Annotated in this window: 18 protein-coding genes; 10 read left to right on the forward strand and 8 right to left on the reverse strand. The window is 59.6% G+C overall.

Going from position 1 to position 16,239, the window contains the following annotated elements; all coding sequences use genetic code 11:
* Nucleotides 1-35: 35 nt before the first annotated feature.
* Nucleotides 36-413 (reverse strand): winged helix-turn-helix transcriptional regulator, encoded by a 378-nt coding sequence (locus tag GOB85_RS09385; protein WP_173577285.1) that lies wholly within the window; start codon nt 411-413, stop codon nt 36-38.
* Between the two features lie 94 nt (nt 414-507).
* Between GOB85_RS09385 and GOB85_RS09390 the strand changes: the two genes are divergently transcribed.
* Together GOB85_RS09390 and GOB85_RS09395 are read left to right on the forward strand one after the other, a co-directional pair.
* Nucleotides 508-1,113 (forward strand): FMN-dependent NADH-azoreductase, encoded by a 606-nt coding sequence (locus GOB85_RS09390; RefSeq protein WP_173577286.1) that lies wholly within the window; start codon nt 508-510, stop codon nt 1,111-1,113.
* 958 nt (nt 1,114-2,071) lie between these two features.
* Nucleotides 2,072-2,932, forward strand: a complete 861-nt coding sequence (locus GOB85_RS09395; protein WP_173577287.1) for a class I SAM-dependent methyltransferase — start codon at nt 2,072-2,074, stop codon at nt 2,930-2,932.
* A gap of 196 nt (nt 2,933-3,128) precedes the next feature.
* Here the strand turns inward: GOB85_RS09395 and GOB85_RS09400 are convergent, their stop codons facing one another.
* Complete coding sequence (locus GOB85_RS09400; protein WP_173577288.1) at nt 3,129-3,560, reverse strand: OsmC family protein; 432 nt, start codon at nt 3,558-3,560, stop codon at nt 3,129-3,131.
* Between the two features lie 76 nt (nt 3,561-3,636).
* Between GOB85_RS09400 and GOB85_RS09405 the strand changes: the two genes are divergently transcribed.
* Genes GOB85_RS09405 through GOB85_RS09415 form a run of 3 tightly spaced genes read left to right on the forward strand, consistent with a single transcriptional unit; the run spans nt 3,637 to nt 5,709 of the window.
* Nucleotides 3,637-3,876, forward strand: a complete 240-nt coding sequence (locus GOB85_RS09405) for a hypothetical protein (RefSeq protein WP_173577289.1) — start codon at nt 3,637-3,639, stop codon at nt 3,874-3,876.
* A 48-nt stretch (nt 3,877-3,924) separates the two neighbouring features.
* Entirely contained in the window at nt 3,925-5,421 is a 1,497-nt protein-coding gene (locus GOB85_RS09410) for a malate:quinone oxidoreductase (RefSeq protein WP_173577290.1), read from the forward strand.
* A 36-nt stretch (nt 5,422-5,457) separates the two neighbouring features.
* Nucleotides 5,458-5,709 carry a DUF1272 domain-containing protein gene (locus GOB85_RS09415; protein ID WP_173577291.1) on the forward strand — a complete coding sequence of 84 codons (252 nt, stop codon included), beginning with the start codon at nt 5,458-5,460 and terminating at the stop codon, nt 5,707-5,709.
* Nucleotides 5,710-5,889: 180 nt separating this feature from the next.
* Here the strand turns inward: GOB85_RS09415 and GOB85_RS09420 are convergent, their stop codons facing one another.
* From GOB85_RS09420 to minC, 4 genes are all read right to left on the reverse strand, one after another.
* Nucleotides 5,890-6,027 carry a hypothetical protein gene (locus GOB85_RS09420; RefSeq protein WP_173577292.1) on the reverse strand — a complete coding sequence of 46 codons (138 nt, stop codon included), beginning with the start codon at nt 6,025-6,027 and terminating at the stop codon, nt 5,890-5,892.
* Between the two features lie 226 nt (nt 6,028-6,253).
* Nucleotides 6,254-6,559: a cell division topological specificity factor MinE gene (minE, locus tag GOB85_RS09425; protein ID WP_173577293.1), complete on the reverse strand. Its 306-nt coding sequence runs from the start codon at nt 6,557-6,559 to the stop codon at nt 6,254-6,256.
* Nucleotides 6,556-7,371, reverse strand: coding sequence for a septum site-determining protein MinD (minD, locus tag GOB85_RS09430; protein ID WP_173577327.1), 816 nt, complete (start codon nt 7,369-7,371; stop codon nt 6,556-6,558). Before minD ends, minE begins: the two co-directional genes overlap by 4 nt.
* Before the next feature lie 131 nt (nt 7,372-7,502).
* On the reverse strand, nt 7,503-8,234 hold the full coding sequence (gene minC / locus GOB85_RS09435; RefSeq protein ID WP_173577294.1) for a septum site-determining protein MinC: 732 nt from the start codon (nt 8,232-8,234) through the stop codon (nt 7,503-7,505).
* A 344-nt stretch (nt 8,235-8,578) separates the two neighbouring features.
* On the opposite strand from minC, the gene fzlA reads away from it, so the two are divergent.
* The 4 genes from fzlA to GOB85_RS09455 all read left to right on the forward strand — a co-directional run bounded on the left by fzlA (nt 8,579) and on the right by GOB85_RS09455 (nt 12,561).
* A complete protein-coding gene (gene fzlA / locus GOB85_RS09440; RefSeq protein WP_173577328.1) occupies nt 8,579-9,247 on the forward strand; it encodes an FtsZ-binding protein FzlA in 669 nt (222 codons plus the stop codon).
* 674 nt (nt 9,248-9,921) lie between these two features.
* A complete protein-coding gene (locus GOB85_RS19270; RefSeq protein ID WP_173577295.1) occupies nt 9,922-10,629 on the forward strand; it encodes a Smr/MutS family protein in 708 nt (235 codons plus the stop codon).
* A gap of 25 nt (nt 10,630-10,654) precedes the next feature.
* Nucleotides 10,655-11,725 carry a FecCD family ABC transporter permease gene (locus tag GOB85_RS09450; protein WP_173577296.1) on the forward strand — a complete coding sequence of 357 codons (1,071 nt, stop codon included), beginning with the start codon at nt 10,655-10,657 and terminating at the stop codon, nt 11,723-11,725.
* Complete coding sequence (locus GOB85_RS09455; RefSeq protein WP_173577297.1) at nt 11,722-12,561, forward strand: ABC transporter ATP-binding protein; 840 nt, start codon at nt 11,722-11,724, stop codon at nt 12,559-12,561. Before GOB85_RS09450 ends, GOB85_RS09455 begins: the two co-directional genes overlap by 4 nt.
* A 118-nt stretch (nt 12,562-12,679) precedes the next feature.
* Here the strand turns inward: GOB85_RS09455 and GOB85_RS09460 are convergent, their stop codons facing one another.
* Both GOB85_RS09460 and GOB85_RS09465 read right to left on the reverse strand, forming a co-directional pair.
* Nucleotides 12,680-13,855: a low temperature requirement protein A gene (locus tag GOB85_RS09460; protein WP_173577298.1), complete on the reverse strand. Its 1,176-nt coding sequence runs from the start codon at nt 13,853-13,855 to the stop codon at nt 12,680-12,682.
* 130 nt (nt 13,856-13,985) lie between these two features.
* Nucleotides 13,986-14,759: an SDR family oxidoreductase gene (locus GOB85_RS09465; protein WP_173577299.1), complete on the reverse strand. Its 774-nt coding sequence runs from the start codon at nt 14,757-14,759 to the stop codon at nt 13,986-13,988.
* A 144-nt stretch (nt 14,760-14,903) separates the two neighbouring features.
* Here GOB85_RS09465 and GOB85_RS09470 point away from each other — a divergent pair, with 144 nt between their 5' ends.
* A complete protein-coding gene (locus GOB85_RS09470) occupies nt 14,904-15,824 on the forward strand; it encodes a LysR family transcriptional regulator (RefSeq protein ID WP_173577300.1) in 921 nt (306 codons plus the stop codon).
* Nucleotides 15,825-16,239: the final 415 nt, after the last annotated feature.

Consider the following 16,239-nt stretch of genomic DNA (forward strand, 5'->3'; position numbering starts at 1 on the left):
CGGGGCGGAGGAGCGCCCTGCGGCCCGATCTGTGTTCATGCGGTCCGGCTATCGAACTCCTGCTGCGCGGCATCGACTCTGTCGATATTGGCCAGCGCCCAGGTCCCGAGCGCCTGCACCGGCTCACGCAGTGACTGGCCGAGCGGCGTCAGAGCATACTCCACCCGTGGCGGGACTGTCGGATAAACGGTGCGGGTGACCATGCCGTCCCGCTCCAGACCCCGCAATGTCAGGGTCAGCATGCGCTGGGAAATGCCCCCGACCATGCGACGAATTTCATTGAAGCGGCGCGGTCCGTCACCGAGCAGCATAACAATCAGAACGCTCCACTTGTCACCAACACGCGCCAGAATACGACTCACCTTACGGCAGTCACCGTGAGCGGGATCGTGCTGTCCCCCGGTTACATCCATGTTCCCCTGTACCAAAAATGTGCCTCCTTGCGTCCCTGCGCAGACAGTCGCAATGATAGCCCTGGTTACGAATATATACCGGAACACAGCCCTTATGAAGCTTCTCCATCTCGATTCCAGCATTCTTCCCGCCGACAGCTCGGTCAGCCGGACGATTTCGGCCGCCGTTGTCAGTCAGTTCCGGACCCTTCAGTCTGATCTGACCGTGACCCGGCGCGATCTGGTAGCGGACCCGCTGCCGCATATGACACTCGCCAACCTGCCGCCGGCCCATCCTGGCTCAGTTCCCGGCAACGAGGCCGATCGTGCCGCGAGCGCGCTGGTTCTGGAAGAATTTCTGGGCGCCGATATCGTGGTGATCGGTGCGCCGATGTATAATTTCACCATCCCGACACAGCTCAAGGCATGGATCGATCGTATCCTGGTCCCCGGCAGCACCTTCCGTTACGGATCTGATGGCGTGGAAGGACTTGCAAAAGGCAAACGCGTGATCATCGCTCTGTCGCGCGGCAGCTTCTATGGTCAGGAAACACCTTACGCCACTGCGGAGCACACAGAGACCTATCTGCGCACGGTGTTCGGATTCATCGGGATCACAGAACCGGAGATCATTGTCGCGGAAGGTATCGCCCGTGGCGAGGAACAACGTGCGGCAGCGCTTGAAGCCGCTCACCAGGCGGCGGCATCCTTACATCTCTGACACTACCCGCCTCGCATCCGTCAGCCGCAAAGGCTGGCGGCAACCCGGCCCTGTCAGCGTGACGTATTGATCTGTGATTTTTCAAAGGGCTGGCAGAAGACCGGGTTCCGCCCTTACCCCGAAGGGGTCACGGCCCCCTTCACCCCGACCCGTTGATTAACAGGCCGGTTTCCGGAAGTTCACGACTTCATCAGCACTTAACGCTGGCAGAAACATGCATCCGGTGAGCGATAGCCGCGTGACTCAGACCAAAGAGGCTGCCACGTCCGGAACGCCGGTGGAACGACGTCCATCTCAGTCCGCATCTTCACCATCCGCTTCCTGCCCCCGAAATTTCCAAAAAGCGTCCGATTTCCAAAGCATAAATTAGCCTTCCGGCGCAGCTTATACTCACGACACCACCGGATCAGAAATGTCCGTGATTCGTCATTCTCACCGCTTTTGACAGGCCGTTCCTGAAGATTGCGCACACACTCATCATCGCAGTTCCGCGCGAGGCAGCGCAGCCGTCGCAAGCCAGCCGCAAACCTCTTCCATAATCCACGCCGGCGATGCCGCGGCGCTCATGACCATCTGTTGGCGGACGCGGCTGACTGAAGCCACCAGGCTGCCAGTTAAAAACCATCTGGCTCCACCATATGAATTTCGCGCCGTTCGGCCAGTCTGTTTGCCAGCCAGCTCTTTCCTGAACCACTATTACCCATAATCAGGATGCGACGCGCCGCATTCATCGTTCTCTCCTGCGTGACTCCGTGCGGCTGCTGTCATCATCATGCACCGGAAATACTCCGGGCAGGTCGTTTCAGGATCAGTCATTCCGTTACAGTAACGCAATACCCATCTATGGCTTTCATGTCAGGCGACCGGATACCAGCGATGTCGCAAAATACAGTTGTCCGCATCAGGCATCATCGCCAGAAAATAATGACAGCCAGAACGCGGCGACTTCGGGGCGATCATGCAGCGGAAAACAACACCGGACACCTCACCACTCTGGTCCTCGACAGCGGCGGGCGTTGCCCGGCTGCGCGCACTGCATCAGGTGACAGACGGCGGGGCCATATTCCCGGACCCGCTGGCGCTGCGGATTCTCGGGAATAGCACTGAACAGTATTCACGGAGTGCAAAGGAACACCCGGAGCGGGTAACGCCGTTCCGGCTGTTCATTGCGGCACGAAGCCGGATTGCTGAGGATGCGCTGGCAGAGGCTGTGCAGCGAGGCGTGAGGCAGGTGGTGATCCTGGGCGCGGGGCTGGATACGTTCGGACTGCGAAATCCCTGGCCGAATGTTCAGGTTTTTGAGGTCGATCAGGTGGCTTTGCAGGGCTTCAAACGGGAGCGGATCGCCGCGGCGGCACTTCATGTGCCGGAAACGCTGCATTTCATCACCACGGATTTCCGGCTTGGAACACTCGCCAAAACGCTGCGGGCAGGCGGTGTGGATCTGACCCGGCCGGTATTTTTCATCTGGCTGGGCGTTATGATCTATCTGAACCGGGCGGCGATTGACGCAACGCTCAACTGTGTCTCGCAGGCTCCGGATGCAGAGATCGTGTTCGATTACGGAGTGCCGGTGGAGAGCTTCTCGCCTGCGGTACGACGCAATGTGGATGAACGGGCAAAAAGTGTGGCGGAACGCGGAGAACCATGGGTCAGCCGTTTTTCACCTGAGGCAATGCAGGCTCTGCTAACCGGACATGGATTTGCGATTACGGAGGATTTTGACAAAGCGGCGATGAACCTCCGCTTCGGGCTTCCTGAGCCGGCGCCGGATCAGCGCGCCGGCTCACACGTGGTCCTTGCCCGTGTTGCGCCATGAAGCTGCCTGCAGTCGATGCCTCTTTTAGCGGGACGTAGATTATCCCTTTAACGGCAGGAACTTTTCTGGCGGCAGATAAGGCCAGCCCGGCACATCAGCCGGACCGGCTCTGCTCAGCTGCCGGCGCAGTTCTCACGGAGAGACTGCCCCAAACAACTGAACGCCCTCAGGCGGCCCTGATCCCGGACGATCAGACTCAGCCGTTCAGCGTCGCATCAAGCGTGATGTCAGCCTTAAACAGCTTCGAGACCGGGCAACCCGCCTTGGCCTTCCCCGCCAGTTCGGCGAACTGCTCCTGAGTCGCGCCAGGAACGGTTCCGGTCAGCGCCAGATGAATCGCCGGAATGGCAAAGCCCCCCTCCTGCTTCTCAAGCGAAACAGTGGCTTTCGTGTCGAGCGCCGTCGCCGTCAGACCAGCCTCACCAAGGATCAGTGAAAGCGCCATCGTGAAACAAGCGGCATGAGCCGCGCCAATCAGTTCTTCCGGATTGGAGCCGGGCTTGCCTTCAAAGCGGGTGTTGAAGCCATAAGGCTGGTCTTTCAGGGCACCACTCTCGGTGGAGATCAGGCCTTTGCCCTCTTTGATCGTGCCTTCCCAGTGGGCGGTGCCGAATTTTTTGATGGTCATGTTCTGTGCTCCTGTCGATGGCCGGATCGGCCTGACTTTTTATCCTCGGAGTGAAACGCATGCGGGAGGGGGCTGGTTGCCGCGCAGCTCTGACGAGAGCGAAGGGCTGGCCTGGCACAAGGGTCTGCCTGCGGGTTGCTCGCAAAGAGATGATGTCGCGGGAAACGGCATTCGCGTGCATACCGGAGCCCATGCACGGTTCATGCACATCGCGCAGAACATGCCAGCCGCCCGCCCCGACCGGTGCGCGGTGGCGGTCTTCTGTGCCTGGTTTGTCTGTTCCGTCCGGCCCCGCCAGGCCATTATCCGGTTGTGAAGGGTTCTGCTCCACAGCCTGTCGCGCCGTATCTGTCCGGAGAGTCTTATGAGTGCTGCCACGACCGAAGTTCGTTCCTCAACGGACGTTGTCCTGATCGGTGGAGGAGTGATGAGTGCCACGCTCGGCACCTTCCTCAACACATTGCAGCCGGACTGGACGATCGACATGTTCGAACGCCTGGACGATGTCGCGCAGGAAAGCTCGAATGCATGGAACAACGCCGGCACCGGCCACTCCGCCCTGTGCGAACTGAATTACACCACAGAGAACGCCGACGGCAGCATCGACATCAGCAAGGCGGTGAACGTCAACGAACAGTTTCAGGTCTCGCGTCAGTTCTGGTCCTTCCTGGTAAAAACCGGACAGATCCCCAACCCGCGCGATTTCATCACCCCCGTCCCGCATATGAGCTTCGTCTGGGGCAACGCGAATGTCGATTTCCTGCGCCGTCGTTATGAGGCGCTGAAGGATCACCCGCTGTTTGCCGGAATGCGTTATTCCGAGGATGCCGAACAGCTGAAACAGTGGATGCCGCTGGTCATGAAGGACCGGATTCCAGGGCAGAAACTGGCGGCAACGTGGATCGCGGCAGGCTCGGACGTGAATTTCGGTGCACTGACACATCTTCTGTTCGGAGCGCTGAAGGCAAAACCGGGAATTGCACTTCATACCGGGCATGAAGTGGAAGACATCAGCCGCAATCCTGACGGCCGCTGGGACGTTAAAGTCAAATCGCTTTCGACAGGCCGGACGCGCACGGTCAGCGCACGGTTTATCTTCATCGGCGCCGGCGGCGCGGCGCTGCAGCTGCTGCAAAAGACGGGCATTCCGGAATCCCACGGTGTGGGCGGCTTCCCGGTCAGCGGGCAGTTCCTGCGGTGCAAAAACCCACAGGTGATCGCGACGCATCGGGCGAAAGTGTATGGCAAGGCCTCGGTCGGTGCCCCGCCAATGTCGGTACCGCATCTGGATACCCGCATGATCAGCGGCGAGGCCTCCCTGCTGTTCGGACCTTATGCGGGTTTCTCGACACGATTCCTCAAGAAAGGCTCTCTGTTCGACCTGCCATTCTCCATTCGCGGCAACAATATCGGCGCGATTATGGCTGTGGCACGCAGCAACTGGGCGCTGACGAAATATCTGATCCAGCAGGTGATGCAGAGCAATGCTGACCGCATGAGAGCGCTGCGGGAGTTTGTTCCGGATGCGCGGGATGAAGACTGGGAACTGATCGTCGCCGGTCAGCGGGTGCAGGTCATCAAGGCCGATCCGAAAAAAGGTGGCGTGCTGCAGTTCGGCACCGAGGTGATCAGTTCAGCGGATGGCAGCGTCGCCGCCCTGCTGGGCGCGTCACCAGGCGCCTCGACAGCCGCGCCAATCATGCTGACTGTCCTGAAGAAATGCTTCCCGACACAGCTTGCTGGCTGGGAAGCGAAGCTGAAAGAGATGGTCCCGTCCTACGGCACAAAACTCGCGGACAACCCGGATTTCTGCGCGAAGATGCATCAGGAAACGACGGACGCGCTTCAGCTCGAAAGCTGAAGCCTCCTCCCGTCACAGCGACAGAGGACAACCCGGATGCTTGAACTGCGCCCAAACTGCGAGTGCTGTGATCGCGACCTGCCTCCGGCCAGCGAAGAAGCGCGGATCTGTTCTTTTGAATGTACGTTCTGTGCAGGCTGTGCGCGTGACGTGTTGTCCGGGCTCTGCCCGAACTGCGGCGGAAACCTCGTCCGCCGCCCCATCCGGCCTGCCCACATGCTCAGCCGGTCCCCTGCCTCGACAAAACGGGTTCTGAAAGCCGAAGGCTGCGCCACGCTCGCAGCGTAAAAACAGTGTCAGTCGTTTCATTCCCTCCGGATCCGGACGACAAAAACCCGTCACGCGTCATCCCGATCCGTGGCGACGAACAGACGCGGGGCCGTGCCAACAAAACGCCGGAATAAGGCGGAAAACGCCCCCGGTGTCTCATAGCCCTAAGCCTGGAACACCCGCATGACAGTGTCGCCGTTAATCAGCATCGGCATAGCACATCAGCACACGCGCGTGCTGACGCCAGACAGAGAGCGTGCAGCCAGGGGCGCGACCTCGAAAGAGCCAGTCGTGCAGTGTCCGGCCTTCGGAAGGAAATGCAATATCGGAACGCATGAGTCTGTCCGTCTGGTGTGACGGAGCAATTTTACCGTTTCGCGCTCATGCTTTCCCGATGCAATCAGACGAACTCTGCGGCAGATCGGCCAGAATGATCCGCGTCTGACCACATGGACCTCGTAACAGAACATGGAATCACAAAAAAACCCGCCCGGACTAAAATCCGGACGGGTCTTCCTGTGAGATGGCCGGTCAAAAACGGATCGCGGTCAGCCAGTCCTGGTCAGCCAGCCTTTTTCTCAGCAGTCTTCACATCACCCGACGGCTTGCCATCTGTCAGTCCCGGCACCTCAATATCGATTTCAAGCATGGAGCAGTTGGCACCACGGTCGAGTTTGACCTGAACCTTATCCTGATCGACCGAAACATGCCGGCGGATCACCTCCATGATCTCCTTCTGGAGCTGAAGCAGGAGGTCGGACTTCCCTTCCCCCACGCTGGTGCGTTCGTGCGCAAGAAGGATCTGCAACCGGTCCCGGGCAACGGGCGCCGAAGATTTCTTCTGAAAGAGACTTGAGAGGAAGCTCATGCCGCACCTCGCTTAAAGAGCCAGTCAAACAGGCCTTTTTTTTCGGTCGGGACTGTAACGTCGATTTTTTCGCCGATGAGACGCCGGGCCGCTTCGATATAAGCTTTGGCGGGCGCGCTCTCCGGGGCGGCCAGCGTGACCGGAGCGCCCACGTTCGAAGCGCTCAGCACCTCAGAACTCTCGGGGATGATGCCTATGAGCGGGATGGAAAGAATGTCCAGCACATCATCGACGCTGAGCATTTCGCCGCGCGCGGCACGGGCCGGATCATAGCGGGTCAGCAGGAGATGTTTGGGCATCTTCTCACCGGCCTTGGCCTTTTCGGTGGTGCTGTCGAGCATCCCGATGATGCGATCGCTGTCACGAACGGAAGAAACTTCCGGATTGGTCACGATCACAGCCTGGTCAGCGTGAGCCATCGCGAGCTGGGCGCCGCGCTCGATGCCGGCAGGGCTGTCACAGACCACCCAGTCGAACTTCTCTTTCAGCTCAGCCATGACTTTCGCCACGCCTTCCGCAGTCAGCGCGTCTTTATCGCGGGTCTGCGAGGCGGGCAGCAGCGACAGGTTGTCGAGCCGCTTGTCCTTGATCAGAGCCTGAGCGAGTTTTGCATCTCCCTGAATGACGTTGACCAGATCGAACACGACCCGGCGCTCGGCACCCATGACCAGATCGAGGTTCCGCAGGCCGACGTCAAAATCAACCACGACAACGGACTTGCCTGTTTTTGCGAGTGCCGCGCCGAGAGCAGCGGTAGTCGTTGTCTTTCCGACACCGCCCTTGCCCGATGTGACGACGAGAACCTGCGCCATAAACTGTCCGTCCTTCATGCTTTTTTCGACTCACGCTCAGCGAGAGCAATTGATCTGGGTGTGTAATGTGAGGTCAGACAACGGGCAATGTAAAACCGAAGATCTTACAGAAAGTTATTCACGTCCCGGACTCAGCTCACCGCCCGCAAAGTCAGCGTGTCATCGACAAGAACTGCCTGGGCCGCTTTACCGGTCAGAGCCGCGGGCATTTCTTCTGCAATCGCATAGAAGCCATCAATGGCAAGCAGTTCCGCCTCCATGACCCGGGCAAAAATTCTGGCATCGGGCCGACCGACAATCCCCGCAATCGCCCTGCCCCGCAGCGCGCCATAGATATGAATGGAGCCGCCGGCGGAAACTTCAGCGCCAGACGCGACTGAGCCCAGCACGATCACATCGCCCTCTGCCCAGACGATCTGCTGGCCGGAACGCACAGGCTCCTCGATAATCAGGGAACCAGGCGCAAGCGGAGGCGGCTCGACGGAATCATCGGGAATATCGGCTTCGGGCGAAACACGACCGCCAGCAAAGCCATCAGGCCAGTCCCAGGCAGCAAAGACCGGCTCGTCACGATCCGCGCCCTCAATGCCAATGACATGAATGCCGCGCTCCGTCAGAACGGGCAGAAAATTCTCCAGCCCGGGCGTGTCGGACGGGACAAGGCTGAGATCGAGGATAATGGGTTTGCCAGCAAAGAACCCGGCAGAGCGGCTGACCTGAAGGTCCAGCGCGTCCAGCCAGATATCCAGCGGCGCTTCCGGGGTCAGGACCAGCGCGAGAAACGAGCGTCCACCGGCCCGGATTCTTGGCAGGGTTCCCGGGTCCGCGGCGGCAGAGGGCGAGTTCGCTGTCGGGACACTCACTGTTCGGGCGCTCTTTCCATCATATTAACGACGCGCCGGGACGCCGCGTCTTTCTCCATCATGGTGGTACCCTGGCGAAATCCGGCTGTCGAGCGCCATCCTTATGACACGTAAACCAGACCTGTGATCAGGAGGCTGTTTCAAAAGTTTCTCTGCTGCTTAAGGGTGCCCCGCAAAAAGCGCGGCCAGCGTGCGGTTTCGGGCGCCGAAGCGCAAAAAACACACGCCGGATTGCAGGCAGAGAGACTTTTGAAACATCTTCTAAAGGAAGCACGGATACTGATTTCAGATACAGCGCGTCGGGATACTGGCGCACAGCCTGAGGATCGCTTAAATCCATGCCCATGCGGATCCTACATCATTTTCCCCTGTCACCTTATTGTCGCAAAGTCCGGCTGGCACTGGGCGAGAAGCGTCTGCCCTATGAACCGCTGACAGAGCGGGTCTGGGAGCAGCGCCCTGAGTTCGCGCGCATCAATCCGGCCCGTGAAGTTCCGGTGCTGGTCGAGGATAACGGGCTGACCATCCCGGACTCGAATGTCATCTGCGAATACCTGGAAGAAGCTTACGCCGATCCGTGTCTGCTGGGCCGCACGCTGGCCGAGCGCGTTGAGGTCCGGCGGCTGGAGGCGTGGTTTGACCACAAATTCGCACGGGACGTGACAAACAATATCCTCGGCGAAAAAGTCTTCAAGCGGCTGAGCGGGCGCGGCAACCCGGACGGAAACGCACTGCGCGTGGGCTATGCGAATATTCGTCCGCACCTGGACTATATCGGCCAGCTTGCCGAGGCGCGGAGCTGGCTGGCGGGCGGGTTTCTGTCGCTGGCGGATTTCGCCGCGGCGGCGCATCTGTCCTGTCTCGATTTCCTGGGCGAGATCGACTGGAGCAAGTCACCGGCAGCCCGGGACTGGTACGCGCGGATCAAATCGCGGCCTTGCTTCCGGCCGTTGCTGAATGACCGGGTGCCGGGCATCACCCCGCCGAGCTATTACGGAAATCTCGATTTCTGAAGGCTCTCCGCAGCAACCCGCGAGACGAGATCACATCACGCCACAGGGTGTCCTGTCGAAGGTGAGCTGAAGCTTGCCGAACAGGGTCATGATCCCGACATACTGCCACGAAGTGCCTTATCTCAGCATGTAATACCCGGAAACGACGCCATCCGGCACAAGACAATCAGCGGGACAGCCACCTTGCAGGTGCAAGGTCGCTCTTCCCTGTGCAACAGGCCGGACTCCCACGTCTGCCGTCTGTCATTTTCAATAGTCAGCAGCGCTGTATAGCTCTCCATATGTTTCGGCATAAAATCAGGCAGCCCGAAAATAACCGGCGGCAGGAAAGACAAACTGCCCCGGCATCCTGATACAAAACGAAGCAGATACCAGCTTCCCAAAACAAGAGGTCCGGACAAGACAATATTGCTGACTGCCCCGCACCGGCCACCACCAGAGCATGCCGACCTCCCCAGACAGGGCACAGCCTCATCGGCCACACGAAACCAACGATTCAGATCAGACAAAACCGTCAAAACCAGAAGAACAAAATGCCCCCTCTGAACCAGTGCGACCGGAAAGCCTACGCACGACAGCACCGGTCTTGCGATCACAGGGGAGACAGACGCATCATACGGTGATACCGGCGACGCAATGACAGCAGACTGACCGGAACTGTGGGGGAAAAGGCTGTGCGGCGCAGGATCGTGCGCGAGGAAGAGCGGGAACTCTGGGCGAACTTCGCCCGGAGCGTGACGCCGCTTGCGCCTGCCGGCACACCAAAGATTCCGGCCAGAAAAAATGTGACTACGCCGCAGCAGGAAGCAGCCCGCTCCGATGCGGAGCGTGTGACAGAACTGGCCCGCCCCGAGCCAAAGCCTCCCCGAAAGACCGGACGAAAGCCGGCGAAAAGCAAAACAGTCCACGAGCCGGTCCCTCCGCTCTCGTCCGAAGCCATGTCTTTTCTGACCGTCGGTGAAATGGCGATCGCAGCCCATCTTCGAAATCGGGTCATAAAACGAAAAGGCCGACCCCCTCAGGCAGATGCCATCCTGATCGGCACACGACAGACGGGCCTGGACACCGGAAGCTGGAAGCGGCTGGCCCGTGGACAGACGGCAGCGGAACGACGTCTGGATCTGCATGGAATGACGGCACAGGCCGCTTTTATGCGGTTGCGTGAGTTTCTGGTCATGTCGCATCGCGAGGGTGTGCGGTGTGTTGAGGTCGTGACCGGCCTTGGCTCCGGACCCGAAGGCGGAATCCTGCGCCGCGAACTGCCGTTCTGGCTTGGACGGGATGATTTGCGGCGACTGGTTCTGGCAGTGACACATTCGCATGGCGCCAATCAGGGCGCCGTCCGGGTGCTGTTGCGGCGGCGAACTGGCGTAAGACGGTGACGAAGCAACCAGCGGAACGACATTCGTGATCAGGGTGAGCGGGCCTGACGGGTCTGAAGCTCGCCGAACTTATGCGGCACTGAACCGGCGGCGCATCCGGATTATTATCGGTCTTGTTGCTGTTCTGATCGCATGTTTTCTCGTCGATCTGTCGCTGGGGCCAGCACATCTTTCGTTTTCTGAGATCGTGCGGGTGCTTCTCGGCAATGATCACGGCGGCCCGGCCTCCGTTGTTGTCTGGAAGCTCCGACTGCCATTCGCGGTCATGGCAATTCTGACCGGGATGGCGCTTGGCCAGGCCGGTGCGGAGATGCAGACAATCCTCGATAACCCGCTGGCCAGCCCGTTCACGCTTGGGTTGTCGGCCGCGTCGGCGTTCGGAGCATCACTGGCGATCGTGCTTGGATGGCACGTGCCGGTGCCGATACCATGGCTCGGTGGCGAATGGATCGTGGCGGTGAATGCGTTCGTGTTCGCCATCGGCGCAGCCCTGCTGCTGGACCTGGTAGCACGTTGGCGCGGAGCCGCGACAGGCACCGTGATCCTGTTCGGGATCGCGCTGGTTTTCACGTTTCAGGCGCTGGTGGCACTGCTCCAGTTCCTGGCGACAGAGGACGCGTTGCAGGAACTCGTGTTCTGGACAATGGGGAGCGTCACGCGGGCAACCTGGCCTAAGATCACGGTGCTGGGCGTCGCCTGCGCGGTGGTGCTGCCCTGGTCGCTGCGCTCGGCCTGGGCACTGACCGCCCTGCGCATGGGAGAAGACCGGGCAGCCAGCCTGGGCGTGGATGTGCCGCGTGTCAGGCTGACTGCCTTGTTGCGGGTCAGTATTCTGGCAGCGCTGGCCGTGGCATTCTCGGGGACAATCGCGTTCGTCGGGCTGGTCGCGCCCCATATTGCACGACGGCTGCTGGGAGAGGATCATCGGGCCTACCTGCCGGGAAGCGCGCTGGTGGGCGGCCTGATCATGTCCGCAGCCTCGATCACGGCAAAAAACCTGGTGCCGGGTGAGGTTCTGCCTGTGGGGATTGTGACAGCGCTTGTTGGCATCCCGTTTTTTCTGGTGACTGTGCTCCGACACCGGAGGATATCATGATGGCGTTGCAGGCCGGACCGCTGACCGGTCGACGCGGCAGGCGGATCGTTCTGGACAGCATCGAAATCGGCCCTCTGGAGGGAGGCACGATCACATCCCTGCTGGGTCCGAACGGAAGTGGAAAAACGACGTTATTGCGGGCTCTGGCGGGACTTTTCCCCGTCCAGGGGCCGATGTGGCTCGGGCCGCACGACCTTGGCGGAATGCGGGCGCCGGAACGGGCGAATTACTGCGCCTATATGCCGCAGACCCTGCCGCCGCCGATCCATATGCAGGCACTTGAGACAATTCTGGTTTCAATGCGGGCCAGCGGAGCCCACCCCGACGAGCAGGCATTCGACACCGCCATCGACACGCTTGAGCGGCTGGGGATCGCCGACCTGTCCCTGCGGTTTCTGGATGAATTATCCGGCGGACAGCGCCAGCTTGTCGGACTGGCGCAGGTCCTGGCCCGGTCCCCGGCCCTGCTTTTGCTTGATGAACCGCTGAGCGCACTGGATCTCCGGCATCAGTTTGAAGTGATGGCGGTCCTGCGACGCGAGACAGAAGCACGCGGCATGGTAACCGTCATGGTCATGCATGATCTCGGAATGGCGTTGCGGCGGACAGATTCAGCCGTGATGCTGGCGGAAGGACGGGTAATCGGGGCGGGCGCGGTCGAGAATGTGGTGACACCGACGATCCTGGCGAGGGCATTCGGAATTCGCGCCAGAGTTGAACGAAGTGCGGAAGGTGATTCGCTGGTCCTGGTCGATGGGGTAAGTAACATTTCAGAAGAACGTGCCGCGATGGACAACCAGTCTGATCACTACCGGTCTGCCCCTTCATCGTCATGAAGGCGACCGCATAGTCTTCGTAAATGACGCTCACCATACCACGTCCGTCAGCTTCACTCTGCCTGCAATACCGGCTGAACCAGGGCTTATTTTCTGACATCCCGATCACCCGCGCCACTCAAAGCAGGCCGCTCTCCCGCTCCGTTTTTTCCGTCATGCCGACAGCCAGAAGAACAAGCGTCGCCAGCCCCGCGAGAGCCAGCATCGGAAGGTAGCCGCCTGCCATCCCCACAATGGCCAGAGCAGCGGCTCCGAGCAGATGGGAGCGGGGAAAGCCCTGACAGGCCACGCGCTTATAAACAGCGCTGGCCAGCAGATAGATGACCGGCCCGGCGATCATAACGATGGCAGGAGCCCCTTCCGCATGTTCCATCGGATTTTCGAGCAGGAGATCCGTGCCGACGGCAGTGACGATGATACCGCTGATCAGAACAGCGTGGATGTAGTGGAAATACGCCCCGATGCGACCGGGATCGTCCGAACGGGTGATGACATGCTCCGCATCCTCGGCGGATGTCCCGAAATAGAGCCACCACATGGCGATCGTGCAGAGAAAACTGACGACAAATGCGCCAAGGATCGGGAGCGACCATATTTTCGCCTCTGCCATGGACAGCCCGGATGCCATGATGGTTTCGCCAAGCGCGACAATGGTGAACAGCTGGCAGCGTTCGACGAGATGGGCTCCGTCAATCGTCCACTCCCGGGTCCGGGACCGGCCCAGACCCGGCAGCGGGAAGCCAAACATCGGAGAGACATATTCGCAAAGAACAGCAACAACCCAGAGCGGCAGGCGCCAGGCCGGGTCAGAAAGACCGCCCGCCACCCAGAAGCAGCCAGCAATGCTGACCCAGCCCAGGATACGGTGATAATTCGGAGCCAGCGGATGCGATGCGGGCAGCCGGATGACGATAAAGGCTGAGCGACCAGTCTGCATGCCCGCATAACATAGTGCGAAAGCAAGGCCACGCTCACCCCACGCCTCCGGGGCCGACGCGCCAACGAGGAGGGCAAGCGCCATTGTCGCAAAGATGAGACCACGGATGGCGGGCGTGCGGGGATCGAACCAGTTGGTCACCCAGGCCGCATATTGCCAGCCAAGCCAGGCAGCGAACCAGAGCACGGCAGTTTGCAGAGCGCCGAGCGGCGTCAGGTGATGCAGCAATCCGTGACTGATCTGCGTGATCGCAAACACATAGACCAGATCAAAGAACAGTTCTTCGTTGGTGACACGCGCATGCTGACCGTCACGCTGGCGCAACAGAGGATGAAACCCGGCTTTGTCTCGGCTCATGAATACTCCGGCAAAAAGCCGGCCCATGGCGATCACGGTCCGGCTTCCACGCTTATAGCAAAAAGTAATGGTCTTTGACCCAGGGCGGGGAATGCTTCCGGGGAAAAAAGTCTTTCCCTAATCTCCACGACTACTTCGTCGTATAGCCACCATTCACCAGGATTGTCTGACCCGTCATCCACCAGCCTTCCGAGACCATGAACCGGATATAGGGTGCGATATCTTCAATATCGGTGAGACCCGTCCTGCTGAACGCGGACAGGGCAGCCGCCGATTTGTGATAGGCGACAGCATCCGCTCCTTCCTGACCATAGAAAAACGGCGTGTCCATCGGGCCAGGTCCGATCGCATTCACAGAAATGCCGCGTTCGCCAAACTCCTTTGACGCCGCGCGGGTAAAATGTTCAACGGCAGATTTGGAGCCGGCATAAGTGGAATAGAACGGCGTATAGGCCCCAAGCAGAGAGGTGACGACACTCAGAATTTTACCATTATCGTTCAGATTCTTACCGGCTTCTTTGATAAAGAAATAAGCCGCTTTCGTGTTAACGGCGAACATGCTGTCAAACTCTTCCTCAGTCGTGTCGAGGATCGGTTTTTTCAACACTTTGCCAACAGTGTTAATCGCAATATCAGGTTTACCTATGGCCGCGACCGTGTCCGCGAAAAGTTGCGCACTGGCTCCGGCGGATGTCAGATCCCCCGGCAAAGCAACAGCGGTAATACCGTTGCCGGAAAGCTCGGCCACAAGCTTATCGGCATCGGTCTTCGAGGCATCGCCATGATGATGGATCGCAATGGCTCCTGCACCATGCGCGGCGAGATCACGGGCAATAAGGGCACCAAGATTCTTCGCCCCGCCAGTGATAAGAACAGTCTTTCCCGTGATGCTGTGATCGGTCATGTCGCTTCCTTCCGAAAACCAGGCGACCTGATCGGCCGCACTTTGTAAACGACACATTATCGTTCGTGGTTTCCCGAAAAATCCGTTATTACCGAACAACACCTGTCAGCTTTTCCGAACAATTCCCCATGGAGGATCTCGTCATTGGATCGCATTGATCTGTTCCGGATCTTTGTCCGCGTTGTCGAAACGGCGAGTTTTTCACGGGCTGCCGCATTGCTCAACATGCCGCGCTCAAGCGTTTCAACCGCTGTCCAGGAGCTCGAAGCCCGGCTCGGCACCAGGCTTCTGGCCCGCACGACCCGGTCAGTGGCACCAACGCCGGACGGACGGGCATTTTACGATCATGCGATCCGGCTGATCGCGGATGTCGAAGACGCGGAAAATCTGTTTCGTCGCGACAAGGCCTCACCACGCGGAACCCTGCGGGTGGACATGCCGGGCCGGATCGGCAGACTGATCGTAGCCCCGGCGCTGCCGGAGTTTCTGGAACGCTATCCTGATATCGACATCATCATGGGAGTCACGGACCGCGCTGTGAACATGATCGAAGACGGAGTGGACTGTGTGATCCGCGTCGGACCGCTCCAGGATTCCAGCCTGATCGCACGAAAGATCGGCATTCTGGACCTGATCAACGTCGCAAGTCCGGCCTATCTCGCCAGGTATGGCACTCCCGAAACGCCGGACGATCTGAAACATCATCTCGCCGTGCAATATGCCTCGCCTTCGACAGGACGGACCGAAGACTGGGAGTGGGTCGAGGGCGGGCAGTTACGGACACTCGCCATGCACAGCCGCGTGACAGTGAACAGTGCCGAGGCTCTGATTGCCTGCTCGCTCGCGGGACTCGGCCTGATGCAGATTCCGGCTTACGATGTCAGACATCATCTTGACGATGGGAGCCTGATCGACGTGCTCCCCGCTTACCGCGCCGAGGCAGTCCCGATGACGCTTTTATACCCGGACCGCCGGCATCTTCCCTCGCGCCTCCAGGTTTTTTCGGACTGGCTGACTGCGCTCCTGGCTGTCCGGACGGCGGAGCAATCTCAGACTGATGACTGATTATCAGGGAGTCTGACCCTGTGGCCTCAGTAACGCTGCCAGGGCTTTGCCCTGGAGCCTGGCAAAGGCTCTGTTGTCGTTACGAGTTGATCTGTGATTTTTCAAAGGGTCAGAAAAAGACCGGGCTCAGCCCGCGCCCGGAAGGGGTCGCGGACCCCTTCACCCCAATCCGTTGATCAACAAACCGGTTTCCAAAGGTCTGCGACCTTTGGTGGGTTTCAGGGCAAAGCCCTGAGAAGTTACCAACACTTAATGACAACAGAGCCTTTGGAAACCATTCAGGGCGCAGTCCCTGCCAGGTCCGGGCTGAGCCCGGATGCCCTCATCTGCGGCTCGGTCTTTACAACCGCCGATATGAGGCCGGAAGCGGCTCCCGGCTTTATGATGCGGTCAGATCAGGTGCCTGACACTATCA

The sequence above is a fragment of the Acetobacter fallax genome, assembly GCF_011516735.1.
Taxonomy (GTDB): Bacteria; Pseudomonadota; Alphaproteobacteria; order Acetobacterales; family Acetobacteraceae; genus Acetobacter; species Acetobacter fallax.